22 protein-coding genes are annotated in these 26,931 nt (G+C 64.5%); 17 read left to right on the top strand and 5 right to left on the bottom strand.

Annotation, left to right across the window (positions count from 1 at the left end; all coding sequences use genetic code 11):
- Positions 1–68: 68 nt before the first annotated feature.
- From P5704_019780 to guaD, 5 genes are all read left to right on the top strand, one after another.
- Positions 69–1,043 (top strand): 2-oxoglutarate and iron-dependent oxygenase domain-containing protein, encoded by a 975-nt coding sequence (locus P5704_019780; GenBank protein WOF78235.1) that lies wholly within the window; start codon positions 69–71, stop codon positions 1,041–1,043.
- Between the two features lie 161 nt (positions 1,044–1,204).
- A complete protein-coding gene (gene xdhA / locus P5704_019775; protein WOF78234.1) occupies positions 1,205–2,653 on the top strand; it encodes a xanthine dehydrogenase small subunit in 1,449 nt (482 codons plus the stop codon).
- A complete protein-coding gene (xdhB, locus tag P5704_019770; protein ID WOF78233.1) occupies positions 2,646–5,042 on the top strand; it encodes a xanthine dehydrogenase molybdopterin binding subunit in 2,397 nt (798 codons plus the stop codon). Before xdhA ends, xdhB begins: the two co-directional genes overlap by 8 nt.
- Positions 5,043–5,183: 141 nt before the next feature.
- Positions 5,184–6,038 (top strand): xanthine dehydrogenase accessory protein XdhC, encoded by an 855-nt coding sequence (xdhC, locus tag P5704_019765; GenBank protein WOF81286.1) that lies wholly within the window; start codon positions 5,184–5,186, stop codon positions 6,036–6,038.
- 85 nt (positions 6,039–6,123) lie between these two features.
- A complete protein-coding gene (guaD, locus tag P5704_019760; protein ID WOF78232.1) occupies positions 6,124–7,428 on the top strand; it encodes a guanine deaminase in 1,305 nt (434 codons plus the stop codon).
- Positions 7,429–7,727: 299 nt separating this feature from the next.
- Here guaD and P5704_019755 read toward each other — a convergent pair whose 3' ends face one another.
- Positions 7,728–8,483 carry a GntR family transcriptional regulator gene (locus P5704_019755; GenBank protein ID WOF78231.1) on the bottom strand — a complete coding sequence of 252 codons (756 nt, stop codon included), beginning with the start codon at positions 8,481–8,483 and terminating at the stop codon, positions 7,728–7,730.
- A gap of 350 nt (positions 8,484–8,833) precedes the next feature.
- On the opposite strand from P5704_019755, the gene P5704_019750 reads away from it, so the two are divergent.
- Together P5704_019750 and P5704_019745 are read left to right on the top strand one after the other, a co-directional pair.
- Positions 8,834–10,177 (top strand): NCS2 family permease, encoded by a 1,344-nt coding sequence (locus P5704_019750; protein ID WOF81285.1) that lies wholly within the window; start codon positions 8,834–8,836, stop codon positions 10,175–10,177.
- 64 nt (positions 10,178–10,241) lie between these two features.
- Positions 10,242–10,868, top strand: a complete 627-nt coding sequence (locus P5704_019745) for a LysE family translocator (protein ID WOF78230.1) — start codon at positions 10,242–10,244, stop codon at positions 10,866–10,868.
- A 182-nt stretch (positions 10,869–11,050) separates the two neighbouring features.
- Here P5704_019745 and uraH read toward each other — a convergent pair whose 3' ends face one another.
- Positions 11,051–11,404 carry a hydroxyisourate hydrolase gene (uraH, locus tag P5704_019740; protein WOF78229.1) on the bottom strand — a complete coding sequence of 118 codons (354 nt, stop codon included), beginning with the start codon at positions 11,402–11,404 and terminating at the stop codon, positions 11,051–11,053.
- Positions 11,405–11,684: 280 nt separating this feature from the next.
- Between uraH and puuE the strand changes: the two genes are divergently transcribed.
- The 9 genes from puuE (at position 11,685) to P5704_019695 (ending at position 21,968) form a co-directional block, all read left to right on the top strand.
- On the top strand, positions 11,685–12,614 hold the full coding sequence (gene puuE / locus P5704_019735) for an allantoinase PuuE (GenBank protein ID WOF78228.1): 930 nt from the start codon (positions 11,685–11,687) through the stop codon (positions 12,612–12,614).
- The gene (uraD, locus tag P5704_019730) at positions 12,614–13,129 is read left to right on the top strand and encodes a 2-oxo-4-hydroxy-4-carboxy-5-ureidoimidazoline decarboxylase (GenBank protein ID WOF78227.1); all 516 of its coding nucleotides are present in this window, start codon (positions 12,614–12,616) and stop codon (positions 13,127–13,129) included. The genes puuE and uraD overlap by 1 nt, the downstream gene beginning before the upstream one ends.
- A 79-nt stretch (positions 13,130–13,208) precedes the next feature.
- A complete protein-coding gene (gene alc / locus P5704_019725; GenBank protein ID WOF78226.1) occupies positions 13,209–14,204 on the top strand; it encodes an allantoicase in 996 nt (331 codons plus the stop codon).
- A 169-nt stretch (positions 14,205–14,373) separates the two neighbouring features.
- Positions 14,374–14,886 carry an ureidoglycolate lyase gene (locus tag P5704_019720; protein WOF78225.1) on the top strand — a complete coding sequence of 171 codons (513 nt, stop codon included), beginning with the start codon at positions 14,374–14,376 and terminating at the stop codon, positions 14,884–14,886.
- Positions 14,887–14,969: 83 nt separating this feature from the next.
- Positions 14,970–16,199: a urate hydroxylase PuuD gene (locus P5704_019715; protein WOF78224.1), complete on the top strand. Its 1,230-nt coding sequence runs from the start codon at positions 14,970–14,972 to the stop codon at positions 16,197–16,199.
- A gap of 229 nt (positions 16,200–16,428) precedes the next feature.
- Entirely contained in the window at positions 16,429–17,682 is a 1,254-nt protein-coding gene (locus P5704_019710; protein ID WOF81284.1) for a nucleobase:cation symporter-2 family protein, read from the top strand.
- 125 nt (positions 17,683–17,807) lie between these two features.
- Entirely contained in the window at positions 17,808–19,358 is a 1,551-nt protein-coding gene (locus P5704_019705; GenBank protein WOF78223.1) for a cation:proton antiporter family protein, read from the top strand.
- 178 nt (positions 19,359–19,536) lie between these two features.
- Positions 19,537–21,042: a nucleobase:cation symporter-2 family protein gene (locus P5704_019700; protein WOF78222.1), complete on the top strand. Its 1,506-nt coding sequence runs from the start codon at positions 19,537–19,539 to the stop codon at positions 21,040–21,042.
- Between the two features lie 101 nt (positions 21,043–21,143).
- Entirely contained in the window at positions 21,144–21,968 is an 825-nt protein-coding gene (locus P5704_019695) for an outer membrane protein OmpK (protein ID WOF78221.1), read from the top strand.
- A gap of 64 nt (positions 21,969–22,032) precedes the next feature.
- Here P5704_019695 and P5704_019690 read toward each other — a convergent pair whose 3' ends face one another.
- Entirely contained in the window at positions 22,033–23,964 is a 1,932-nt protein-coding gene (locus tag P5704_019690; protein ID WOF78220.1) for a methyl-accepting chemotaxis protein, read from the bottom strand.
- Positions 23,965–24,188: 224 nt separating this feature from the next.
- On the opposite strand from P5704_019690, the gene P5704_019685 reads away from it, so the two are divergent.
- Positions 24,189–24,812 (top strand): TetR/AcrR family transcriptional regulator, encoded by a 624-nt coding sequence (locus P5704_019685; GenBank protein ID WOF78219.1) that lies wholly within the window; start codon positions 24,189–24,191, stop codon positions 24,810–24,812.
- 65 nt (positions 24,813–24,877) lie between these two features.
- Here the strand turns inward: P5704_019685 and P5704_019680 are convergent, their stop codons facing one another.
- Complete coding sequence (locus P5704_019680; protein ID WOF78218.1) at positions 24,878–25,330, bottom strand: PA2169 family four-helix-bundle protein; 453 nt, start codon at positions 25,328–25,330, stop codon at positions 24,878–24,880.
- A gap of 140 nt (positions 25,331–25,470) precedes the next feature.
- Positions 25,471–26,739: an EAL domain-containing protein gene (locus tag P5704_019675; GenBank protein WOF78217.1), complete on the bottom strand. Its 1,269-nt coding sequence runs from the start codon at positions 26,737–26,739 to the stop codon at positions 25,471–25,473.
- Positions 26,740–26,931: the final 192 nt, after the last annotated feature.

Below are 26,931 nucleotides of genomic sequence, written 5' to 3'. Positions count from 1 at the left end.
CAGGCTTCAGGCTTCAGGCTTCAGGCTTCAGGCTTCAGGCTTCAGGCTGCGACCCAAGGTATTCCGAAATGACCCAACTTCCCATCATCGATATTTCCCCACTCTATAACGCCGACGAGGCCGGCCATCTGGCCGTCGCCGAGGCGATCGACCGCGCCTGCCGCGAGTGGGGTTTCTTCTATATCAAGGGTCACCCGATCAGCGCCGAGCGCATCGCCACCCTCACCGACCATGCCCAGCGCTTCTTTGCCCTGCCCGCCGAAGAAAAGCTGAAGATCGACATCACCAAGAGCCGCCACCACCGCGGCTACGGTGCCGTCGCCACCGAACAGCTTGACCCGAGCCAGCCGTGCGACCTCAAGGAAACCTTCGACATGGGTTTCCATATGCCGGCCGACCACCCGGACGTGCTGGCCGAAAAACCACTGCGCGGGCCCAACCGCCATCCGCTGCAGATCGAAGGTTGGACCGAGCTGATGGAGGGCCACTACCGCGACATGCAGGATCTTGCCTGCACCCTGCTGCGTGCCATCGCGCTCGCCCTGGGCATCGAGCGGGACTTCTTCGACAAGCGCTTTATCGAACCCATCAGCGTGTTCCGCATGATCCACTACCCGCCGCGGCAAACGGCCACCAGCGCCGATCAGCAGGGCGCCGGCGCACACACCGACTACGGCTGCGTGACCCTGCTCTATCAGGACCAGGCCGGCGGCCTGCAGGTGCAGAACGTCAAGGGCGAATGGATCGACACGCCGCCCATCGAAGGCACCTACGTGGTCAACATCGGCGACATGATGGCGCGCTGGAGCAATGACCGTTACAAGTCGACGCCGCATCGCGTGATCAGCCCGCTGGGTGTGGACCGCTACTCCATGCCGTTCTTCGCCGAGCCGCATCCGGACACCGAGATCGCCTGCCTGCCCGGTTGCTACGACGAAGCCAACCCGCCGAAATACCCCAGCACCACCTGCAGCCGGTACATGCTCTCGCGCTTCGCCGAGACCTACGCCTACCGACGGCAGGGCGAGGCCGAACCCGTCTGAACGGGCTTTAATTGCAGTATGAAAACATGGGCGAGCGCATCGATACGCCTCGCCCGATCTGCGCGCGTCTGCCGCATTGACTTTTGAGTCAGGAATTAGTTGACCGAGAAGTCAGATAGCGATAGTTTGCGCGTCAGAACAACAACAGCGGAGGCTTCGCCTTGATCCAGTTTCTCCTCAATCGAGAATTGCGCAGCGAACGCGCACTCGATCCCAACACCACGGTGCTGCAATATCTGCGCGAACACCGTGGCAAGACCGGAACCAAGGAAGGCTGCGCCTCCGGTGACTGTGGCGCCTGTACCGTGGTGGTCGGCGAACTGGTGGGCGACCGCCTGCGCTATCGCACCCTCAACTCGTGCCTGACCTTCATCTCCGCGCTGCACGGCAAGCAGCTGATCAGCGTCGAAGACCTCAAGGACCAGGGCCGGCTGCACAGCGTTCAGCAGGCCATGGTCGACTGCCACGGTTCGCAATGCGGCTTCTGCACGCCCGGCTTCGTCATGAGCCTGTTCGCCCTGCAGAAGAACGCCGGCGCGGTCACCGAATACGACCCGCACCAGACCCACGAAGCCTTGGCCGGCAACCTCTGCCGCTGCACCGGCTACCGGCCGATCCTCGAAGCCGCCGAGCAGGCCTGCTGCAACCCTGAGCCGGACCAGTTCGATGCCCGCGAAGCCGAGACCATCGCCCAGCTCAAGGCTATCGTTCCGCGTGAAATGGCCGAGCTCAGCGACGGCGACAAGCGCTGCCTGTCGCCGCTGACCGTCGCCGAACTGGCCGAGGTCTACGCCGCGAATCCCGACGCTCGACTGCTCGCCGGAGGCACCGACCTGGCGCTGGAGGTCACCCAGTTCCATCGCGAGCTGCCGGTGATGATCCATGTCGGCCAGATCGCCGAGATGAAGCAGGTCCAGCTCACCGACAACCACGTCGAGATCGGCGCCGCCGCACCGCTGACCGACTGCTATGCCGCGCTGGCCGACGAATATCCGGATTTCGGCGAACTGCTGCAGCGCTTCGCCTCGCTGCAGATCCGCAACCAGGGCACGCTTGGCGGCAATATCGGTAATGCCTCGCCGATCGGCGACTCGCCGCCGCTGCTGATAGCCCTGGGTGCCGAAGTTGTCCTGCGCAAGGGCGCCAGCAGCCGCACCCTGCCGCTCGAGGATTACTTCATCGATTACAAGGTCACCGCGCGCCAGCCCGGAGAATTCATCGAAAAAGTACGAGTGCCGCGCGCCACACCGGATCGCCTGTTCCGCGCCTACAAGGTTTCCAAGCGACTGGACGACGACATTTCCGCTGTCTGCGCGGCCTTCGACCTGAAGATCGCCGACGGCCTGGTCGCCGAGGCCCGGGTCGCCTTTGGCGGCATGGCGGCGATCCCCAAGCGCGCCGCGGCCTGCGAGGCGACCCTGAACGGCGCGCCGTGGAACCAGCAGACCGTGGAGGCCGCCTGCGATGCGCTGGCCGAAGACTTCACCCCGCTGACCGACTTCCGTGCCAGCCGCGAATACCGCCTGCTGGTCGCACAGAATCTGCTACGCAAATGCTTCCTCGAACAACAAGCACCGAAGACCGAGACGAGGGTGACCGCTTATGTCTAACCACGTAACCACCCGGACCCAGGAAGAGATCGCCGCGCTCTTCACCGCGGACCTGGTCACCGGCGTCGGCAAGAGCGTCAAGCACGACAGCGCACCCAAGCACGTCTCCGGCGAGGCGGTGTACGTCGACGACCGCCTGGAATTCCCCAACCAGTTGCACATCTATGCGCGCATGAGCGAGCGCGCCCACGCCCGCATCGTCCGCATCGACACCTCGCCCTGCTATGAAGTGCCGGGCGTGGCCATCGCCATCACCGCTCAGGATGTACCCGGGCAGCTGGATATCGGAGCAGTGATGCCCGGCGACCCGCTGCTGGCCGACGGCAAGGTCGAGTTCATCGGCCAGCCGGTGATCGCCGTGGCTGCCGACAGCCTGGAAACCGCACGCAAGGCGGCCATGGCCGCGATCATTGAATACGAGGATCTGGAGCCGGTGCTCGACGTGGTCGAGGCGCTGCACAAGAAGCACTTCGTCCTTGACAGCCACACCCACAAGCGCGGCGACTCGGCCACCGCCCTGGCCAGCGCGCCGCGTCGGCTGCAGGGTTCGCTGCACATCGGCGGGCAGGAGCACTTCTACCTGGAAACGCAGGTGTCCTCGGTCATGCCCACCGAAGACGGCGGCATGATCGTCTACACCTCGACGCAGAACCCCACCGAGGTGCAGAAGCTGGTGGCCGAAGTGCTCGGCGTGCCGATGAACAAGATCGTCATCGACATGCGCCGCATGGGCGGCGGCTTCGGCGGCAAGGAGACCCAGGCCGCGGGACCTGCGTGCCTGTGCGCGGTGATCGCGCATCTCACCGGCCGGCCGACCAAGATGCGCCTGCCGCGCATGGAAGACATGACCATGACCGGCAAGCGCCACCCCTTCTATGTCGAGTACGACGTCGGCTTCGACGACGACGGCCTGCTGTACGGCATCGAGATGGACCTGGCCGGTAACTGCGGTTATTCGCCGGACCTTTCCGGCTCGATCGTCGACCGCGCCATGTTTCACTCCGACAACGCCTACTACCTGGGCGACGCCACCATCAACGGCCATCGCTGCAAGACCAACCTGGCCTCGAACACCGCCTACCGCGGCTTCGGCGGCCCGCAGGGCATAGTCGCCATCGAAGAGGTCATGGACGCCGTGGCCCGCGAGCTGGGCAAGGACCCGCTCGAGGTGCGCAAGCGCAACTACTACGGCAAGACCGAGCGCAACGTCACCCACTACTACCAGACCGTCGAGCACAACATGCTCGAGGAGATGACCGCCGAGCTGGAAGCCAGCGCCGAATACGCCAAGCGTCGAGAAGAGATCCGCGCGTTCAATGCCACGAGCCCGATCCTGAAGAAGGGCCTGGCGCTGACCCCGGTGAAGTTCGGCATCAGCTTCACGGCGAGCTTCCTCAACCAGGCCGGCGCGCTGGTGCACGTCTACACCGACGGCAGCATCCACCTCAACCACGGCGGCACCGAGATGGGCCAGGGCCTCAACACCAAAGTCGCCCAGGTGGTCGCCGAAGTGTTCCAGGTCGACGTCGAGCGCATCCAGATCACCGCCACCAACACCGACAAGGTGCCCAACACCTCGCCCACGGCGGCCTCCAGCGGTGCCGACCTCAACGGCAAGGCGGCGCAGAACGCGGCGCAGACCATCAAGCAGCGGCTGGTGGAGTTCGCCGCGCGCAAATGGCAGATCTTCGAGGAAGACGTCGAGTTCAAGAACGGCCAGGTGCGCCTGCGCGATCAGTACATCAGCTTCGACGAGCTGATCCAGCAGGCCTATTTCGGCCAGGTCTCGCTGTCCTCCACCGGCTTCTACCGCACACCGAAGATCTACTACGACCGCAGCCAGGCGCGCGGCCGGCCGTTCTACTACTTCGCCTATGGCGCGGCCTGCTCGGAAGTGATCGTCGATACCCTGACTGGCGAATACAAGATGCTGCGCAGCGACATCCTGCATGACGTCGGCGCCTCGCTGAACCCGGCCATCGACATCGGCCAGGTCGAGGGCGGCTTCGTCCAGGGTCTGGGCTGGCTGACCATGGAAGAGCTGGTCTGGAATGACAAGGGCAAGCTGATGACCAACGGCCCGGCCAGCTACAAGATCCCGGCGGTGGCGGACATGCCGCTGGATCTGCGGGTCAAGCTCGTGGAGAACCGCAAGAACCCCGAAGACACCGTGTTCCACTCCAAGGCCGTGGGCGAGCCGCCGTTCATGCTCGGCATTTCGGTCTGGTGCGCGATCAAGGATGCGGTGGCCAGCCTGGCCGACTACCGGGCGCAGCCGCAGATCGATGCCCCAGCGACCCCCGAGCGCGTGCTCTGGGGCGTGGAGCAGATGCGCAGGCTAAAGCGGACCGCGGCGGTGTCAAGCGCCACGGAAAGCGCACCGGCCTGAAACTCAATGGTGGGCTAAAGCCCACCCTACGAGCCACGCTGCAAACGACCCGTAGGGTGGGCTTCAGCCCACCAAAGCACCATGACCGCAACCCGGATGCGCCGGCGCAACCCCACGCTGTTCCGGCCCCTGGAGAACGAAATGCATAACTGGATCGAAGCACTCGCCGACCTGCAACAACAAGGCGAACCCTGCGTGCTGGTGACCATCATCGAGGAGCGCGGCTCCACGCCGCGCAATGCCGGCTCGAAGATGGTGGTCAGCCGTGAGCGCCTGTACGACACCATCGGCGGCGGCCACCTGGAGTACAAGGCCCAGCAGATCGCCCGTGAAATGCTGGAAAAGCGCAGCCGTGACACCCGCCTCGAGCGCTTCTCCCTCGGCGCCAGCCTCGGCCAGTGCTGCGGTGGCGCCACGGTGCTGCTGTTCGAGCCCATGGGCCAGCCGCAGGCGCATATCGCCGTGTTCGGTGCCGGGCATGTCGGGCGCGCGCTGGTGCCGCTGCTGGCCAGCCTGCCGTGCAAGGTGCGCTGGATCGATTCGCGCGATAACGAATTTCCCGCCGATATTCCGCGCGGCGTGGAAAAGGTGGTCAACGACGATGTGGTCGAGGAAGTGGATAACATGCCCGCCGGCAGCTACTTCATCGTCATGACCCACAATCATCAGCTCGACCTGGAGCTGACCGCGGCGATCCTTTCGCGCAACGATTTCACCTACTACGGGCTGATCGGCTCGAAGAGCAAACGCGCCAGGTTCGAACACCGCCTGCGTGACCGCGGCTTCCAGGCCGAAACGGTGCAACGCATGCGCTGCCCGATGGGCATCGCCGAGGTCAAGGGCAAGCTGCCGGTGGAGATCGCCGTGTCCATCGCCGGCGAAGTGATCGCCACCTACAACGCGCATTTCGGTGAAAAGGGCGGCGAGAAGACCGCGGACGGTGAAAAACCGGTACCGATGCTGGTCCCCGCTTCGCGCCGCGCCCAGACAAACTGACCACCCGACCTTGTGGCAGGCACGCCTCCGACGGCGGTCTGCCATGTCAACGCATCACCCTCATACAACGATTTCGAGAGTCACCATGCCAAGCACCAAAGCCTACCGTGCCGCCCTGCTCCACTGCCTCGCCGACCCGCGCGAAGTGGGCATCGAGCAATCCCATGAATACTTCGAGGACGGCCTGCTGGTCGTCGAGGACGGTAAGGTCGCGCGCATCGGCCACGCCGCCGAGCTGCTGCCGACGCTTGCCGCCGGCACAGAGATCGTCGAATACCCGGACGCGCTGATCACTCCGGGCTTCGTCGATACCCATATCCACTACCCGCAGGTCGGCGTCATCGGTTCCTACGGCGCGCAGCTGCTGGATTGGCTGGAAACCTACACCTTCCCCAACGAGGGCCGCTTCAGCGACATGGCCCACGCCCGCGAACAGGCCGAGCTGTTCCTCGGCGAGCTGTTGCGCAACGGCACCACCACCGCGCTGGTCTTCGGCACGGTGCACAAGCAGTCGGTGGACGCCTTCTTCGAGGCCTGCGAGAAGCGCAACCTGCGGATGATCGCCGGCAAGGTACTGATGGATCGCAACGCCCCGGAGTTCCTCACCGACAGCGCCGAGTCCGGCTATGCCGACAGCCGCGAACTGATCGAGCGCTGGCACGGCAAGGGCCGTCTGCATTACGCCGTCACCCCGCGTTTCGCCCCGACCAGCACGCCGGAGCAGCTCACCCTGGCCGGCAAGCTGTTCGCCGAATTCCCCGACCTGTACATGCACACCCATATCTCCGAGAACAAGCAGGAGGTCGAGTGGGTCAAGGAGCTGTTCCCGGAGCGCAAGGGCTATCTGGACGTCTACGACCACCACGGCCTGATCGGCCCGCGCTCGGTGTTCGCCCATGGCATCCACCTGTGCGACGACGAATGCAAGCGCCTCGGTGAGACCGGCTCGGCGGTGTCGTTCTGCCCCACCTCCAACCTGTTCCTCGGCAGCGGCCTGTTCGACCTGGCCAAGGTGGAAGGCTTCGGTGTGCGCGTCGGCCTGGGCACCGACGTCGGCGGCGGTACCAGCTTCTCGCAGCTCGCCAGCCTCAACGAGGCGTACAAGGTGTTGCAGCTGCAGGGGCAGAAGCTCGACGCGTTCAAGGCGCTGTACCTGGCGACCCTGGGCGGCGCGCGGGCGCTCTATCTGGACGACCGCATCGGCAACCTGCAGCCAGGCAAGGAGGCCGACTTCGTCGTGCTCGACTACAAGGCGACGCCGCTGATCGACTATCGCCTGAGCCAGGCGACGACCCTGCAGGAAAAACTCTTCGCCCTGATGATCCTCGGCGACGACCGCGCGGTGAAGGAAACCTTCGCCGCCGGCGTCTCGGTACACAGAAAAACGTAGGGGGCCGCTCCGCACAGCAACGAACGCCGCAAGGCAAGCGATGCGCGGAGCGACGCCGGGGCGGGTCCTACGCTTCCGATGCCGCGCATCCCCGTAGGTTGCGGTTGAGGCGCACAGCGCCGAAGCCCAACTCACACCGAGGCACAGCCTGGCAATCCGCTCCCTGGCCCGGAGCCAACCGGCCCAAGGCCAGTTGATGAGTTTGCGCAATGCGCGGAACTCGCCATTTTCGCAGGGTGCGCTCCGCGCACCAGCGAACGCCAAGGCAAGCGGTGCGCCCGGCGCGCATCCTACGCCTTTCAGCGCTTTTTCGCGGTCTTTCCGGCCTTCGCCACGATATGCGAGAACACCGCATGCAGATCGCCGGAGGCGCTTTCTTCCTCGAGATTGAGCTTGCTGTCGATGTGGTCCATGTGATGCATCATCAGGTGCACGGCCTTGTCGACGTCGCGCGCGGCGATGGCATCGATCAGCTCGTTGTGTTCGTCGTAGGAGCAATGCGAGCGACTGGCCCCTTCGTACTGGGCGATGATCAGTGAAGTCTGCGACACCAGGCTGCGCTGGAAGCTCACCAGTGGCGCGTTCTTCGCCGCCTCCGCCAGCTTGAGGTGGAATTCGCCGGACAGACGGATGCCGGCGCCGCGGTCGCCGCGGGCGAAGCAGTCGCGCTCGTCGAGCACCATCTGCCGCAACTCAGCCAGCTGCGCTTCGCTGGCGTGCTGCACGGCCAGTTCGGTAATGGCCTTCTCCACCAGTCGGCGAGCGAAGAAGATCTGTCGTGCTTCCTCGACGCTCGGGCTGGCGACCACCGCGCCACGATTGGGGCGCAGCAGCACCACCCCTTCATGGGCCAATCTCGACAACGCGCGTCGGATGATGGTGCGGCTGACGCCGAAGATTTCGCCCAGGGCTTCCTCACTGAGCTTGGTGCCAGGTGCCAGGCGCTGTTCGAGGATGGCATCGAAGATGTGTGCATAAACGATATCGTCCTGCGTCCCGGTGCGAGTCTTGCCGGTCTTGGTCGGCTTCTTCAGGGGCTGCAACTGTTCGTTCATCGATGGCTCGCAATTGAAGTGTCGGCAAGGCCGAACTTTACTGCGTTAGCTGCTCCACTGGCAGTCGTCGGGCAAATAAAACGGGCAAAATCATCGTTCCGCTTGTGCACAATCAATTTCACGCCATTTTTTCACCAACCGCAGCTCGATCCGCCCTCCTCAGCTCACAAGCCAGCCGACGCGACAAGCGAGGGCGAATTATTGTTTGCATTTTTTGTATACAAAAGCATAATCCGGACAGCCCTTCCTGACCTTTCGGTCAACTAACAGAACGAAGGGCACACCATCACCCGCCCCTCGGGAGTGTCGTGCTCCGGGTGATAGACAACAAGAACGATGAGGAAAGCCCAGTGGAAAGCATCAAGCGCAAGCCCCAGGCAGCACCCTTGCAACGTACCCCCGGCTGGCTGGACCGCCTGTTCAAACTCAGCGAACACCGCACCAGCATCCGTACCGAACTGCTCGCCGGCCTGACGACCTTCGTCACCATGGCCTACATCATCTTCGTCAACCCCAACATCATGGCCGACGCCGGCATCGACCACGGCGCCGCCTTCGTCGCCACCTGCATCGGCGCGGCGCTCGGCTGCCTGTTGATGGGCCTGTACGCCAACTGGCCGGTGGGCCTGGCGCCAGGCATGGGGCTGAACGCCTTCTTCACCTACACGGTCGTTGGCGAGATGGGCTACAGCTGGCAGATCGCCTTGGGCGCCGTGTTCATCTCCGGCGTGCTGTTCATGATCATGAGCCTGTCGCGCATCCGCGAATGGCTGCTCAACAGCATCCCCATGAGCCTGCGCTTCGCCATGGGCGCCGGGGTCGGCCTGTTCCTCGGGCTGATCGGCCTGAAGACCGCCGGCATCGTCGTCGACAGCCCGGCCACCCTGCTCACCATGGGTTCGTTCGGCGAACCCACCGCCCTGCTCGCCGCGGTGTGCTTTCTGATGATCGCGGTGCTCAGCCACCGCAACGTGTTCGGCGCGATCCTGCTGAGCATGCTGGCGGTCACCGGTATCGGCTGGGCGTTGGGACTGGTCGAGTACAACGGCCTGGTATCGATGCCGCCGAGCCTGGCGCCGACCTGGCTGGCCATGGACATCGCCGGCGCATTCAACGTGGCCATGGTCAGCGTGATCCTGGCGTTTCTCTTCGTGAACATGTTCGACACCGCCGGCACCCTGATGGGCGTCGCCCATCGCGCCAACCTGGTGAACGAGGACGGCAAGATCGAGAACCTCTCCCGTGCGCTGAAGGCCGACAGCAGTTCCAGTGTGGTTGGCGCCTTCGTCGGCTGCCCGCCGGTGACCAGCTACGTGGAAAGCGCCTCGGGCGTCGCCGCCGGCGGCCGCACCGGGCTGACCGCGGTTACCGTCGGCGTGCTGTTCCTGATCGCCATGTTCTTCGCGCCGCTGGCCGGTATGATTCCGGCGTACGCCACCGCCGGCGCGCTGATCTACGTGGCGATGCTGATGATGAGCGGCCTGGCCAACATCGATTGGAAGGATCATACCGACACCATCCCGGCGATCGTCACGGTGGTGATGATGCCGCTGACCTTTTCCATCGCTAACGGCATCGCCCTGGGCTTTCTCACCTATGCCACGCTAAAGCTGCTGACTGGCCAGCGCGATAAGGTGTCCCTGAGCCTGTACGTGCTGTGCGTGGTATTCATCGCCAAATTCGCGTTCCTCTGAGCGAGGCGCGCATCGCCGCCCCGTCGCGTCGCGGCGGGGCTTTTTCATTTGTCAGGAGGATGTGATGAGTCTGGAAATCTGGTTGTTGTATGCGAGTGCGGCGCTGGTGGTGATCCTGATCCCCGGCCCGCTGTCGCTATTGATGATCAGCAACAGCCTGAACTATGGGGTGCGCCGCTCGTGGCCGGCGTTCCTCGGCGGGGTGACCGCCTCGATCCTTCTGCTCAGCGCCTCGGCGCTGGGCCTTGGCGCCATCCTGATGGCCTCGGAAAGGCTGTTCAGCACACTCAAGCTGATCGGTGCGCTATACCTGTTCTATCTGGCCTGGCAGAGCTGGCAGGAGGCGCGTCAGGCGCCGGCAGCGCGCGAGATCGCAATCCCGGCCCTCGCTCCGCGCTTCAGTCGTCTGTTCGGCCGGGCGTTCATTCTGGGTGGCAGCAACCCCAAGGACATTCTCTTCTTCGCCGCCTTCCTGCCACAGTTCCTCAGCGCGGAGCAGCCGTTGCTACCGCAGTTGCTGGTGATGATCCTGACCTGGTCGGTGCTCGACCTCTGCTGCAAGCTCGCCTATGGGCTGGGGGCGCAAAGCGCGGCGCGGTATCTGCGCACCGGGAGGGGGCACGTGTGGTTCAACCGGACCAGTGCGGCACTGTTTGGAGGCGCGGGGGCGGCGTCCTTGCTAAGCCGGTGACTTGGCTGGCACCGCTGGCACCGCTGGCACCGACTCACAGCGTGATGCGGGGCGATACGCCTTGCTCTGCGCACCTGTACCGCGCATAACCACGCACGCCGACCAGACTCAACCCATAAAAAACCCGCCATTACGGCGGGTAAAAGGGACTCCATAAGAGTCAGCACTGAACGAGAACCGCCTCAGCTACCCCGATAGGTCGAATAGCTGTACGGCGAAATCAGCAACGGCACGTGGTAGTGATCCTGCGCGGCATCGATCCCGAACCGCAGCACCACCTCGTCGAGAAATGCCGGCGCCCCCAGCTGCACACCGCGACCGCGGTAGTAGTCGCCGGCGTGGAAATGCAGCTGGTAGACCCCGGACCGGTAGTCCGCGCTTTCCAGCAACGGGCTGTCGCAACGGCCATCAGCGTTGGTTTCACGCGTGGCGATCAGGGTCAGGCCCTGATCCTCGACGCGATGCAGTTCCACCTTGATACCGCTGCCCGGACAACCGTGGGCGGCATCGAGTACGTGTGTGGTCAAACGGCCCACGGGCACCTCCGCTCTGTTGAATGGAAACTGACCCGAGCATAGCCAGCACGATCGACACACTCAAGACAATTTGAATATATTTTTGTACACAATATAAAAATCCGCTGTTGGCCCGCTCTCTGCAGGCACCGCCTGTCGGCGCGAACCTTAGCCGAGCCTTTGGCGGCAGCATTGAGCAGAAGGCATTCGGAAAAAAGCTATTTACAAGCCGCCATTCAATTTGTATACAATCTGGCCATCCGGTCGTTACATCACGACCCGCCATACAGGAAGCAGCCCAGTGAGCGCCGACTACCCACGCGACTTGATCGGTTACGCCAACAACCCGCCCCACCCGCAGTGGCCGGGCGAGGCCCGCATCGCCCTGTCCTTCGTGCTGAACTACGAGGAAGGCGGCGAGCGCTGCGTACTGCATGGCGACAAGGAATCCGAAGCCTTTCTCTCCGAGATGGTCGCCGCGCAGCCACTGCAGGGCGTGCGCAACATGAGCATGGAATCGCTCTACGAATACGGCAGCCGCGCCGGCGTCTGGCGCCTGCTCAAGCTGTTCAAGCAGCACGAGATTCCGCTGACGGTGTTCGCCGTGGCCATGGCCGCGCAGCGCCACCCCGAGGTCATCAAGGCGATGGTTGCCGACGGCCACGAGATCTGCAGCCACGGTTATCGCTGGATCGACTACCAGTACATGGACGAGGCCCAGGAGCGCGAGCACATGTTCGAGGCCATCCGCATCCTCACCGAGCTGACCGGCGAGCGCCCGCTGGGCTGGTACACCGGCCGCACCAGCGCCAACACCCGGCGCCTGGTGCGCGAGGAAGGCGGCTTCCTCTACGACTCCGACACCTACGATGACGACCTGCCCTACTGGGACCCCGACTCGGCGCCGGTCAAGCCGCACCTGGTGATCCCCTACACGCTGGACACCAACGACATGCGCTTCACCCAGGTGCAAGGCTTCAACACCGGCGACGATTTCTACAGTTACCTGAAGGATGCCTTCGACGTGCTCTACGCCGAGGGCTGCGAAGGCGCGCCGAAGATGCTCTCGATCGGCATGCACTGCCGGCTGCTCGGCCGCCCGGCGCGCCTGGCCGCGCTGGCCCGTTTCATCGACTACGTGAAGGGTCATGAAAAGGTCTGGTTCGCCCGCCGCGTCGACATCGCCCGCCACTGGCACGCCACCCACCCCATGACCGCGGAGCGCAGCTGATGACCCCGTTCAAGACGATCAAGCCCTCGACCCTCGACCGCGACGCCTTCGTCGCCGCCTTCGCCGATGTCTACGAGCATTCGCCCTGGGTCGCCGAGACGGTCTATGGCGCCGGCGTCGACGACACGCTGGACTACGTGGAAGTGCTGCACAGCCGCCTGTCCCAGGCCATGCTCGCCGCCGACCATGAGACCCAGCTGGCGCTGGTCAACGCCCACCCGGATCTCGCCGGCAAGGCCGCCATCCGCGGCGAGCTGACCGCATCGAGCACCTCCGAGCAGGCCGGTGCCGGCATCCATGAGTGCACACCGCAGGAGTTCGCCCGCTTCACCGAACTCAATGACGCCTACAAGGCGAAGTTCGGCTTCCCCTTCATCATGGCGGTCAAGGGCAGCAACCGGCACCAGATTCTCGCCGCGTTCGAAGAACGCATCCACAACAGCCCGGAACAGGAATTCGCCCGGGCTCTGGCGGAAATCAACAAGATTGCCCTGTTCCGCCTGCAGACCATGTAGCCGGAACGGGAAAACAGGCAACACCGCAACACAGGCAATAAAGGCAGAAACCGCTCCACTCAATTCAAGGCAGATCGCGATGAAAGCTTACGCCGTACCCTTCGAGAAATACGTCAACCTGGCCGACGCCCGCCTGGGCACCCGCGCCATTTCCGTCACCGACGACTGGTTCGCCGACGTCAACCGGCTGTTCCAGCCGACGCCGGCCGTATGGAAGGAGGGCGTGTTCGATGACAACGGCAAGTGGATGGACGGCTGGGAGTCGCGCCGCAAGCGCTTCGAAGGCTACGACCATGCGGTGATCCGCCTCGGCGTGCCCGGCTGGATCAAGGGCGTGGACATCGACACCAGCCACTTCACCGGCAACTTCCCGCCGTCGGCCTCGCTGGAAGCCTGCTTCGTCGCCGAAGGCGACCCGAACGACGACACCGTCTGGACCGAAGTCCTGCCGGCCGTCGAGCTCAAGGGCAACAGCCATCACTACCACGAGATCGCCTTCGACAAGCCGGTCAGCCACCTGCGCTTCAACATCTACCCGGACGGCGGTGTCGCCCGCCTGCGCGTGCACGGCATTCCGTACCGCGACTGGAGCAGCGTCGGCGACAACGAGCAGATCGACCTCGCCGCCGCCCTCAACGGCGGCCGCGCGCTGGCCTGCTCCGACGAGCACTTCGGGCGCATGAGCAACATCCTCAACCCCAACCGTGGCGAGAACATGGGCGACGGCTGGGAAACCGCGCGCCGCCGCACGCCAGGCAACGACTGGGTGATCGTCGCCCTCGGCCACCCGGGCGAGATCGAGCGCATCGTCGTCGATACCCTGCACTTCAAGGGCAACTACCCGGACAGCTGCACCATCCAGGCCGCCTACGTGAAGGGCGGCACCGACAGCCAGATCGAGACCCAGAGTCTGTTCTGGCGTGAACTGCTGCCGAGCCAGAAGCTCTCCATGCACGCCGAGCACGAGTTCGTCGAGCAGATCGCCAAGCTCGGCCCGGTGACCCACGTGCGCCTGAACATCTTCCCGGACGGCGGCGTCAGCCGGCTGCGCTTGTTCGGCAAGGTGGCGAAGTAAGGAGCGGGATCGGATCCCCTCACCCTAACCCTCTCCCCAGAAGGGAGAGGGAACTGGCGCGGCGCAGGGCTCAACCTTGTGCCCCCTCTCCCCTTTGGGGAGAGGGCCGGAGTGAGGGGGCGGCCCCCAGCGAACAATGAAAAGCATCCACTAACTGAACGAGCAAACCATGCGCACCCTGACCATCGAGCCACTGACCAAGGAAGCCTTCGCCCCCTTCGGCGACGTCATCGAGACCGAAGGCAGCGAATTCTTCATGATCAACAACGGCTCGACCCGCCGCTATCACAAGCTGGCCACGGTCGAGACGGCCGAACCCGAGGACAGGGCGATCATCAGCATCTTCGCCGCCGAGGCGCTGGAGATGCCGCTGGCCATCCGCATGCTGGAGCGCCATCCGCTGGGCAGCCAGGCCTTCGTGCCGCTGCTCGGCCACCCCTTTCTGGTCGTGGTCGCGCCACTTGGCGATGCACCTGTACCGGGCCACGTCCGCGCCTTCCGCAGCAACGGCAGGCAGGGCGTCAATTACCACCGCGGCGTCTGGCACCACCCGGTGCTGACGATCGAAAAGCGGGATGAATTCCTGGTGGTCGATCGCAGCGGTTCTGGCAACAACTGCGACGAGTACTTCTTCACGGAGGATCAGCAACTCCTCCTCGACCCCCAACAGGTTTCGCGCTGAGCCCAACCGCGCGCGGTGACTCGGATCGATACCCATAAGAAGAAAGGACGGCAGCTGCAGCCGCCGTACAAGAGGTAATCAACGTGGACGCACATCTGACCGAATGGCTGAACCTGGGAATTCGCTGGATACACATGATCGTCGGCATCGCCTGGATCGGTGCCTCCTTCTATTTCGTCTGGCTGGAGAACAACCTCAACCGCAGCAACCCGCGCGAAGGGCTGTCGGGTGACCTCTGGGCCATCCACGGTGGCGGTATCTACCACCTGGAGAAATACAAGCTCGCCCCACCGCAGATGCCGGAGAACCTGCACTGGTTCAAGTGGGAGGCCTACACCACCTGGCTGTCGGGCGTGGCCCTGCTGCTGGTGGTCTACTACCTCAACCCCGGCCTGTACCTGATCGCACCGGGCAGCGACCTGGCGCCCGCCACCGCAGTGGCGATCGGCTTCGGCTCGCTGATCGTCGGCTGGTTCGTCTACGACCTGCTGTGCGATTCGCCACTGGGCAAGACCCCCGCGCTGCTCGGCCTGGTGCTGTTCGTGCTGGTGATCGCCGCCTGCTGGGGCTATTCGCAGGTCTTCAGCGGTCGCGCGGCCTACATCCACACCGGCGCGCTGATCGGCACCATCATGGTCGGCAACGTGTTCCGCATCATCATGCCGGCCCAGCGCGCACTGGTCACCGCCATCGAGCAGAACCGCACGCCCGATCCGGTACTGCCGGCCAAGGGCCTGCTGCGCTCGCGGCACAACAACTACTTCACCCTGCCGGTGCTGTTCATCATGATCAGCAACCACTTCCCGAGCACCTATGGCAGCCAGTACAACTGGCTGATCCTCGCCGCCCTCGGTGCGTTGTCGGTACTGGCCCGTCACTACTTCAACACCCGCCACGACAGTAACCGCTTCGCCTGGGCCCTGCCGGCCGCGGCGGTGGGCATGATCTGCCTGGCTTTCGTCACCTCGCCGAACCGCCCGAGCAGTGCACCGAACCTCGCCGCGACCACGCCCGAGCAGGCCAGCGCCGCTGCCCAGGCACATGCCGACGCGCCGCGCTTCAGCCAGATCAATGAAGTGATCGAGCAGCGCTGCACCGTCTGTCACTCGGCCAACCCGAGCAGCCCGATGTTCTCCAGCGCACCGGCAGGGGTGATGTTCGACACCCCCGAGCAGATCCGCCAGCAGGCCGCGAAGATCCATGCGCAGACCGTCGCCAGCCAGATCATGCCGCTGGGCAACATCACCCAGATGACCCAGGACGAGCGTGACCTGCTCGGCGACTGGATCGCCAAGGGCGCACCGACCAACTGAGCCCACCCCAGCCGCACGCTTGGCGTGCGGCTTTTTTGTGCAATGACGTTTCACGGCCGGGCGAGTCCCGGTGCAGGCCATACCGGCCCCCGTGCAGGGGCTGTCGCGACAATCAATAACAAACGCGCCCGAGGTATCTTGCATGAACGACCTGAACGCCCGCCCCGCCGGGGCGGATCGGCTGCCCTGGCTGCAGCAATTGCTGGTGAGCCTGCAGCACGTGCTGCTGATGTATGGCGGCGCCGTCGCCGTCCCGCTGATCGTCGGTCAGGCGGCCGGGCTGTCGCGCGATGAGATCGCCTTTCTGATCAATGCCGACCTGCTGGTCGCCGGCATCGCCACGCTGGTGCAGTCACTGGGCATCGGGCCGATGGGCATTCGCATGCCGGTGATGATGGGCGCCAGTTTCGCCGCGGTGAGCAGCATGGTGGTGATGGCCGGCATGCCGGGAGTCGGCATGACCGGCATCTTCGGCGCGACCATCGCCGCCGGTGCCTTCGGCCTGCTGATCGCGCCCTTCGTCTGCCGCATCGTGCGCTTCTTCCCGCCACTGGTGACCGGCACCGTGATCACCGCCATCGGCCTGTCGCTGTTTCCGGTGGCAGTGAACTGGGCCGGCGGCGGCAGCGCCACCAGTCAGTTCGGCTCGCTGCACTATCTCGGCATCGCCGCTGCGGTGCTGGCCACCATCCTGCTGGTCAACCGTTTCCTGCGCGGCTTCTGGGTCAACGTTTCGGTGCTGATCGGCATGGGCCTGGGCTACGCCCTGGCCGGCGCGCTGGGCATGGTCGATCTTTCCGGCATGGCGGCAGCACCCGCGGTGCAGGTGGTGACGCCCAACCACTTCGGCGCGCCGACCTTCTCGCTGGCGCCGATCCTCTCGATGTGCCTGGTGGTGGTGATCATCTTCGTCGAGTCGGCGGGCATGTTCCTCGCCCTCGGACGGATCACCGGCGAAACGGTGGACCCCAAGCGCCTGCGCCGCGGGCTGCTGTGCGATGCGGGTGCGACCTTCCTGGCCGGCTTCATGAACACCTTCACCCATTCCTCCTTCGCGCAGAACATCGGCCTGGTGCAGATGACCGGCGTGCGCAGCCGCCACGTCACAGCCATCGCCGGGCTGATCCTGATCGCCCTGAGCCTGCTGCCCAAGGCGGCCTTCCTGGTCGCCTCGATCCCGGCCGCGGTGCTCGGCGGCGCGGGCCTGGCGATGTTCGGCATGGTTGCGGCGACCGGCATCAAGATCCTGCAGGAGGCGGACATCGCCGATCGCCGCAACCAGCTCCTGGTGGCGGTGAGCATCGGCCTGGGCATGATTCCGGTGGTGCGTCCCGAATTCTTCGCCCAACTGCCGCACTGGCTGGAGCCGATCACCCACAGCGGCATCGCCCTGGCGACGCTGAGCGCAGTGACCTTGAACCTGCTGTTCAACGTGCTCGGCGGCCCCGAGCGCGAAGCACTGACCGGCGCCGCCCACGCCTGAGCCCATAGCTGGCGACCCGGCGCGGGTCGCCGCCTGCTATTCGCCATCCCGGTCAGCTGCCTGCCTCGACAAGCGTCTGCATCCCGTTACAATGCCGCGCCCCTCCCCCGCGCCGGATGCCGACCGTGATAGAAGCCAGCTGGATCGCCTTCGCCTTCGCCCTCGGGCTGCTTGCCCGCTTCATCGGCTTGCCGCCGTTGATCGGCTATCTGGGCGCCGGCTTCGCCCTCGCGGCCGCGGGCGATTACGTGGGTGTGAGCCACGACGACAGCATCATCCTCGACCACCTGGCGCATCTGGGCGTGCTGCTGTTGCTGTTCACCGTCGGGCTCAAGCTCAAGCTGGGCAACCTGGTGCGCCGCGAAGTGATTGGCGGCAGTCTGCTGCACTTCTTCATCTCCAGCGTGCTGGTGCTGCCGGCCATCATGCTGATCCTCGACAGCGACTGGCGCGAAGCGATGCTGCTGGCCATCGCCCTGTCGTTCTCCAGCACCGTGCTGGCCGCCAAGGTGCTGGAAAGCAAGCGCGAGCTGCGCGCCTTCCATGGTCGCGTTGCGATCGGCGTGCTGATCATCCAGGACCTCATCGCCCTGGTGGTGATGAGCCTCGCCGCCGGCAAGGTGCCATCCGCCTGGGCCCTGCTGGTGTTCCTGCTGCCGCTGCTACGACCGCTGCTGTTCCGCCTGCTCGATCACAGCGGCCACGAGGAGCTGATGGTGCTGCTCGGGCTGATGCTGGCATTGGTCGCCGGTGGTCTCGGCTTCGAATACGTGGGCCTGAGTTCCGAACTCGGCGCGCTGGCCTTCGGTGCCATGCTGGCCAAGCACAAGCGCGCCAGCGAACTGTCCAACTCGCTGTGGGCAATCAAGGAAGTGTTCCTCGTGGGTTTCTTCCTCAAGATCGGCATCGGCGGGCTGCCGGATGCCGACGCCCTCTGGTTCGCTTTCGCCATGGCCTTGCTGCTGCCGCTCAAGGCCGTGCTGTTCTTCGGTCTGTTCATCGCCTTTCGCCTGCGTGCGCGCAGCGCCTTCCTCAGCGCTGCCAGCCTGACCAACTACAGCGAGTTCGGGCTGATCGTGGCCAGCGTGGTCCTGCCGCAATGGCTGATGCCACTGGCGATCACCGTGGCGCTGTCGTTCATCATCTCGGCGCAGATCAACCGCGTTGCCCACCCACTGTACGAGCGCCTGGCACCGCGACTGATCCGCTGCGAGCGCAACATTCGCCACCCGGACGAGCAACCGGTGTCGTTGGGTGATGCGCAGATCCTGATCATGGGCATGGGCCGCACCGGCCGCGCCGCCTACGACCATCTGAACGCCAAGGGCTATCGGCTGGTCAGCCTCGACTCCGACCCGGTCATGGTGGAAAAGAACACCGCCGAGGGCCGGCACATCCTCTTCGCCGATGCCGAGGACCAGATGTTCTGGCAGAGCCTGGAGATGAACCAGGTCGAGGCCGTGGTCCTGGCGATGAACGACCCCGAGGCCAAGATCATCTCCACCCGCAAGCTGCGCGAAAGCGGCTTTGGCGGGCTGATCGTCTCCCATGCCATGTACGAAGACATCGCCCAGCGCATCCAGGATGCCGGTGCCGACCGCACCTACCTGACCATGAGCGAGGCCGGCGCCGGCCTCGCCGAAAACGTGGCGCGGGAGCTGCAACCAGGCCGATGAGACGGGTGCGACCATCCGTCATTTTGTACACAATGCATAAATTTATTGTTCCAACGCTTGTCCACAGATTGCTATAGTCAGGTCATCCCGACGCCGGCCCTACAGCCGTCGCCGCGGAGAGAGGTGCCGTGACCCTCGAAAGCCCATGACCGTACAACAACAAATGGCAGGCTTGACCATGACCGCAACCGATACGAGCAGCGGCAGCGCTGCACCCCAGCAGGATCTCATCTACGGGCTGGACGATCGCCCGGCTCCCCTCCCGGCACTCTTCGCGGCGCTGCAGCACGTTCTGGCGAGCTTCGTCGGCGTCATCACCCCCACCCTCATCGTCGGCAGTGCCCTGGGCCTGGGTGCCTACGTGCCCTATCTGGTCAGCATGGCGCTGTTCGTTTCCGGCCTCGGCACCTTCGTCCAGGCCAAACGCATCGGCCCGATCGGCTCCGGCCTGCTCTGCCTGCAGGGCACCAGCTTCGGTTTTCTCAGCGCGATTCTCAGCGCCGGCTTCATCGTCAAGGCGCGCGGCGGCTCGCCGGAGGAAATCCTCGCCACGCTGTTCGGCGTGAGCTTCTGCGCGGCCTTCGTCGAAATCGCCTTCAGCCAGTGCATCAACAAGCTGCGCCGGGTGATCACGCCGGTGGTGACGGGCACCATCATCTGTCTGATGGGCCTGTCGCTGATCAAGGTGGCGATGACCGACATCGCCGGCGGCTACGGCGCGCCCGACCTCGGCGCCCTGCCGAACCTGGCGCTGGCGGGTCTGGTGATCGGCATCATCGTGCTGCTCAACCGCTTCCCCTGGCCGGTGCTGCGGCTGTCCGCGGTGATCGTCGCGCTCTCCGTCGGTTACGCCGTGGCGCTGGCGATGGGCAAGGTCGATCTGTCGGGCCTCGCGGAGCTGCCGCTGGTCAGCGTGCCGCAGCCATTCCGCTTCGGCTTCGCCTTCGACTGGATGGCGTTCATCCCGATTGCCGTGATCTTTCTCATCACGCCGCTGGAGACCGCCGGCGATCTCACCGCCAACTCGATGATCTCGCGCCAGCCGGTGCGCGGCCCGCTATACATGCGCCGCATCAAGTCCGGCATTCTCGCCGACGGCTGCGCCTCGGCCACCGCCGCGGTGTTCAACAGCCTGCCGATGACCACCTTCAGCCAGAACAACGGCGTGATCCAGCTGACCGGCGTGGCCAGCCGTCACGTGGGCTTCTACATCGCCGGGCTGCTGATCCTGCTGGGCCTGTTCCCGGTGGTTGGCGGCGTGCTGCAGGCAATGCCCAAACCGGTGCTCGGCGGCGCCACGCTGATCATGTTCGGCACCGTGGCCATCGCCGGCATCAAGATCCTCGCCGAAGCCGGCCTGCACCGGCGCAACATGCTCATCGTGTCCATCTCCCTCGGCCTGGGCCTCGGCGTGGCCGGCGTGCCGGAAGTGCTGAGCGCGATGCCCGACGTGCTGAAGAACATCTTCGGCTCGCCGATCACCATCGGTGCCTTCAGCGCCATCCTGCTCAACCTGTTCCTGCCCCGCGAGCCAAGCGAGGAGGACGTCTTCGATCCCGAAGAGCTGATCGAGGATGCCGTGGGCACCAACACGCTGTCAGTGAACATTCCCGATTACCGGGAGCACGACGGCCACCGCCGCGACGCCATGCCGCAGGCAGTCAGGGCGGATTCCACTGGCTGAACGGCGCACACCTCGCTTCCCGCCGCCGCGACCTTCGCCCAGAATACGCGCCCGGTCGCGCTCGGCCTCGCCCCTATAAAAAACACACAGGAACCATCCGCATGCAACTGAAGACTGCCCCTCTCTGCCTCGCCCTCAGCGGCGCCCTGCTCGCGACCCCGGCGCTGGCCGGTGACCTGATGCACTGGCAAAACAACAGCCTGACCTACCTGTACGGCCAGGACTACAAGATCGACCCGGACACCCAGCAGACCGTCACCTTCGAACATGCCAGCGGCTGGGCCTGGGGCGACATGTTCTTCTTCGTCGACAACATCTGGTTCAACGGCGTGAGCGGCAGCGACGGCCACACTTACTACGGCGAGTTCAGCCCGCGCCTGTCGCTGGGCAAGATCAGCGGCCGTGACCTGTCGCTCGGCCCGGTCAAGGATGTCCTGATCGCCGCCACCTACGAGCGCGGCGAGAGTTCGGCCGAGGGCGTACCGAACCAGAACTACCTGCTTGGCCCGGCGGTGGACCTCGAGCTGCCCGGTTTCGACCGCTTCGCCCTGAACCTGTATTACCGCAAACCCGACGGCTCCAGCGGCCGCGCCTCCGGTCAGTGGCAGCTGACGCCGACCTGGGGCATGACCATTCCGGTAGGCAAATCGGACATCCTCTTCGACGGCTTTATCGACTGGGTCATCAACGACGCCGGCTCCGAGTCGCGTGGCGACTTCCTGAAGAAGAACCTGCACATCGTCCCGCAGATCAAGTACGACCTGGGCAAAGCCCTGGACCATGAACCAGGCCGTCTGTACGTCGGTATCGAGTACGACTACTGGTCCAACAAGTACGGCATCGAAGATGGCGGTTACGTCAGCGACAATTTCGTCGGCAAGACCGACCAAAGCACCTTCAGCGCCATCGTCAAGGCGCATTTCTAAAAGGTCGGGCAGCAAAAGAAGGGGCGCCGAGAGGCGCCCCTTTTCGTTTCCGCGACTCCGTCGTCTACAGGCGGAAACTGCCCATCTGCCGGCCGAGGTCCTCGGCCAGTTTCGACAGCGTCTGGCAGTCGGCCCGACAACCCTGCACGTCCTGCGCGGTGGCCTGGGCCAGATCGGCGATGCCCTGCACGTTGTGGGTGATCTCCTCGGTAACGCTGCTCTGTTCCTCGGTCGCGGCAGCCACCTGGGTGTTCATGTCGCTGATGGCTTCCACCTGGGCAGTGATCGCCTGCAGGGACTCGCCGGTGCGCTGGCTGGCCTGCACCCCCGTCCCGGTTGCAGCCTGCCCGGCGTGCATCGCGCTGACGGCGGTTTCGGCGCCATTCTTCAGCCGCCCGATCATCTGCTGGATCTCGTCCGTCGAGGCCTGAGTGCGGCTGGCCAGGGTGCGTACCTCGTCGGCGACCACGGCGAACCCACGGCCCATGTCGCCGGCACGGGCAGCCTCGATGGCAGCGTTTAGGGCCAGCAGATTGGTCTGCTCGGAGATGCTGCGGATCACCGCCAGTACCTGATCGATGGAAGCCACCTGCTGAGCCAGATCGGTCACCGAGCCGGCGGCCTGGCCGATCTCGCCGGACATCCGCTCGATATGCCCAATCGACTCGCCGACCACCTGACGCGCCTCGAGCGCCTCACTGCGTGCGCCCTGGGAAGCCTGCGCCGCATTGCTGGCGTTGCGCGCGATTTCCTGCACGGTGAGTCCCATTTCGTGCACGGCGGTCGCCACCATGTCGGTCATCTCATGCTGGCGCCCGGCACGCACCGCGGTGTCGTCCACCACCCGCGCCACCTGGCCGACCGCATTGCGCAACTGTTCGCTGGTCTTGAGCACATCGCCAATCAGGCTGCGCAGGCTGCCGATGAAGCGATTGAAGCCACGCGCCAGGTCACCGAGCTCGTCGGCGCGACTTTCGTCCAGACGACGGGTGAGATCGCCACCGCCACCACCGATTTCCACCAGCGCCGCCGTGACCTGGCGGATCGGACGTACCAGGCCGCGCGCCAGCAGCACGATGACACCAAGGAAGAACAGGCCGACAGCCAAACCGATCAGGCTGGTCATCCAGAGCGTGCGACGCGCCTCGGCGAAGATTTCCGCTTCGGGCACCTCGGCGATCAGCGTCCAGCCGAGCCCTGCCAGCGGCTGCGCCATGGCCAGAAACGTTTCGCCGTCACGCTCGAAACGCACCACCTGCCCAGCCTGGGTTTCCAGCTGCCGGGCGGCTTGTACGCCGGCCAACTCCGCCAGCGCGGCGCGCCCGTTGTGCTCGCTGCGCGGATGGATTTTCACCTGGCCATCGCTGCCGACCAGATAGACCTCGCCACGCTCACCGAAGCGGAAGTCGGCGATCAGTGCGGACATGGCGCTCAGGCTGTAACCCAGTCCGGCCACGCCGAGCACTCGCCCACCGGCGCTGATGCGCTGGTTGATGAACAAGGTCGGCTGGCCGGTGGCCTTGTCGACGTCCAGTTCGACCCGACGCTCGAGGCTGCCGTCCACCAGGCTGTAGAACCAGCTGTCGGCCGGTGTTGCACGCGACAGCGTCCTGCTCAGCCCGGCGTCGGAGTGATAGTGGCCGCTGCCGAGCACGGCGATCGAGGTGGTCAGCGCGTTCTGCTGGGTCTTCACCCCGTGCAGGTAGCGACCGATGGCTTCGGCCCGCTGCGGATCTTCGCCCTGGATCAGCCAGTCGTGCACCAGCGCGTTGCTGGCGATACCGGCGGTGGCGGTGATGGGCGCCGCCAGGGTGCGCTCGATATCGTTGCGGATGGCGTTGATGTTGGCCGGCAGTGCTTCACCGAGCAGATAGCGCTCGGCGAGGCGTTCGACTGCCGAGGCATACACCAGGATGACGATCAGCAGGCTCGCCAGCAGTGCCGCGCCCATGCTGAGGATCAGTTGCCACTGAATGCTGCGCTTGAAGAACTGCATGGAAAAAGCCTCGCATTATTATTGGACACATCAAAGTGCCATCACTGTACACAATTTATAACGCACGCAAGGTCTTTTAGCGGCATGGCCCTTGGGAACTTGATGGCCTTTGGCCTGGACGACAGGTGAACCGACGGACGGCGGCTCGGTTGAGGCCGCAAACAAGCGAGTGCTAGCATGCCGAACCGCCGCCAGGCCGGGCGGCGCCAGCCAAACAGGTCCGCATGTCCAGCATTCGAGAGCGCAACCGAGACGTGATCCTGCGAGCCGCCAGCGAGGAATTCGCGGAAAAGGGCTTCGCCGCCACCAAGACCAGCGACATCGCCGCCCGCGCCGGGTTGCCGAAGCCCAACGTCTATTACTACTTCAAATCCAAGGAAAACCTCTACCGCGAGGTGCTGGAGAGCATCGTCGAACCCTTGCTCGAAGCCTCGACGCCGTTCAACCAGCCAGGCCATCCCGCCGAGGTGCTGCGCGCTTATATCCGCACCAAGATCAGGATTTCACGCGACCACGCCTGCGCCTCGAAGGTGTTCGCCAACGAGATCATGCATGGCGCTCCGCACCTGTCCCCGGAACGTACCGCGCAGCTCAACGCCCAGGCCGCACACAATATCGCCTGCATCCAGCACTGGATCGACGATGGACTGATGGCGAAGGTCGATGCCAATCACCTGCTGTTCAGCATCTGGGCGGCCACCCAGACCTACGCCGATTTCGACTGGCAGATCAGCACTGTCACCGGCAAGAACCGCCTCGACGACGCCGACTACGATGCGGCAGCCGACACCATCATTCGCCTGGTACTCAAGGGTTGCGAAATCGCCGAGCCCGTTCAGGCCGACTGATCGGCGGAAACGAAAAACGCCAGCATGCGCTGGCGTTTTTCAAACCCTGACCGGCTAGCGAAACATCAGCTCCGGGCGCGGGCCGCGTCGCGTAAAGCCTTTACCTGATCATGGTTGCGTTGCACGCCCTGGTATTGGCGCTCGACCACGACCCGCACTTCGGCTGGCAGGTCTTTTTCCAGCGCCTTGCGGTAGCTCTTCACCGCGACATCCTCACCACGCTCACACTCGTTGAGGATGGCCTCGTCGTCCTTGCCGGTGATCATCGACTTGAGGTCGACCCAGCGGCGGTGCATGTCGGCCGCGACACTGGTGCTGGTTTCCGGATCGCCGCCCATGGAGCGGACCAATTGCTGCAGCTCGGCGGCAGCCGTGGCGCAGTCGCGAGAACGCTGATTCATGGTGCTCTTGAGCTGAGGATCGCGCAGGTCTTCAGCGCATTCGAGGAAGCCCTTTTCGCCATCCTTGCTGGTTTCAATCAGGTCGTTGAGCACTGAAATCGTGTCTTTCGTATCCATCTTGTACCTCCTGACGAGTCGACTCGAAAAGGGCCGCATCGCTGCAGCCCGCGTTATTTAAAGTCGACTGCCCACGCACCACAAAGGTTCAGCGAAACCGCCCGAAGGCACTCTCTTGGTTCATCGCTCGGCGGCGCCGGCTATGCCTGACGGCTCATGGCGAGCCGGGGATGCAACGGCAGCGGCCGTCCGAGCAGGTAACCCTGGGCCTTGCTCACTTCCAGCCGTCGCAGCATGGTCAGCTCCTCCTGAGTTTCCACCCCTTCGGCGACGACCTTGCAGCCGGTTTCCTCGGCGAAGCGGATCAAGGCGGCAGCCAGCGCGCGGCAACCGGTGTCGCTGTCGACATTGCGGATCAGGCTGCTGTCGAGCTTGATCACGTCCGGCTTGAGTTTGAGGATGTGGCGGAAACTCGCGTAGCCGGCGCCGGCATCGTCCACCGCCAACTGCAGCCCGTTACTGCGCAGCGGTTCGAGCGCATCGGCCAGCTGCGAGTAGTCCTGTACCGATGCATGTTCGGTCACCTCGAGCGTCAGCCGCGCCAACGGTTGATCGGCGAGCACCGTGTTCAGTGCGCCGGAGAGGATGGTCCCTGGCGAAACATTGAGCGACAGGTAGCTGTCTGCCGGCAACTGCTCGAAGTCGTGCAGGGCCGCCTCGATCAGGGCCACCTCCAGCTCCTGCTGCAAACCGACCAGCCCGGCCTCGGCGAACCACTTGTCCGGCGTTCGCTGTGGCTGCGCGCTGAATCGAGCCAGCGCCTCGTGGCCAACGATGCGGTTTTCCACCAGGTGCACGATGGGTTGATACACCACGGAATAGGCCTTTTGCTCGAGCACCGAGCGAATGCGCGTGAGCGTCTCGGCATAGCGCATCTCGTTGAGCGCATGACGTTCCAACAGTCTGCCGGCAAAGTCGGCAAACAGCCGCAGCGTCTTCAGATCTCGCTCGTCGAGGCTCTTGTCCGGCGTGGTGCTGAAGCAACAGAAGGTGCCGTAGAGCCGGCCATCGCTGAAGCGCAGCGGAACGCTGAGGTGCGCGCCGACCGGCCAGGCCTTGGTCGCCGGCATGGCCTGCGCCTCCGGCAAAGACGCCGCGTCCTGAATCAGCTCAGGCAGGCGCCCGTCGAGCACACGCTGACAGTAGCTTTCATCCAGAGGGTCACCGGCTCCGACTTCAAGCTGCAGGGGCACGAAGTTGCCGTCCAGGTAGCGAAATATCCGGCTTTCACCGCGAAACTCACTGATGAAGGCCACATCCATTCCCAAATGCGTGCGCACCGCATGCAGGGTTTCCACCAGCATCTCACTCAATGAAAGATTGGCGTTCTCCAGGCGACGCAGAATAGAGAGCGGATCATCAGCCACCCCGAATCGATCAATCTGATCCTGCTGTATGTCATCAGACATGGAGTCCCTCCCCGGTACTGGTTGCCATTGCCGCCGTATGAGTGCCGTCGACAGCGAGCCTCCGGAGCCCGCGATGTCGATTGCGGAGCAGTTGTCCGGATACTAGTCGTGCCCGTCGATCCGCCGATGTCTCAGCGACGATTGGCACAAGGCTTTGATAAAACCGGCCACGCCACCCACTGCTGCCTCGTT

The sequence above is a fragment of the Pseudomonas sp. FeN3W genome (assembly GCA_030263805.2).
Lineage (GTDB): Bacteria > Pseudomonadota > Gammaproteobacteria > Pseudomonadales > Pseudomonadaceae > Stutzerimonas > Stutzerimonas stutzeri_G.
Note: the sequence above shows the minus strand (reverse complement) of the source record. Positions and strands in the feature narration are given on the sequence as shown.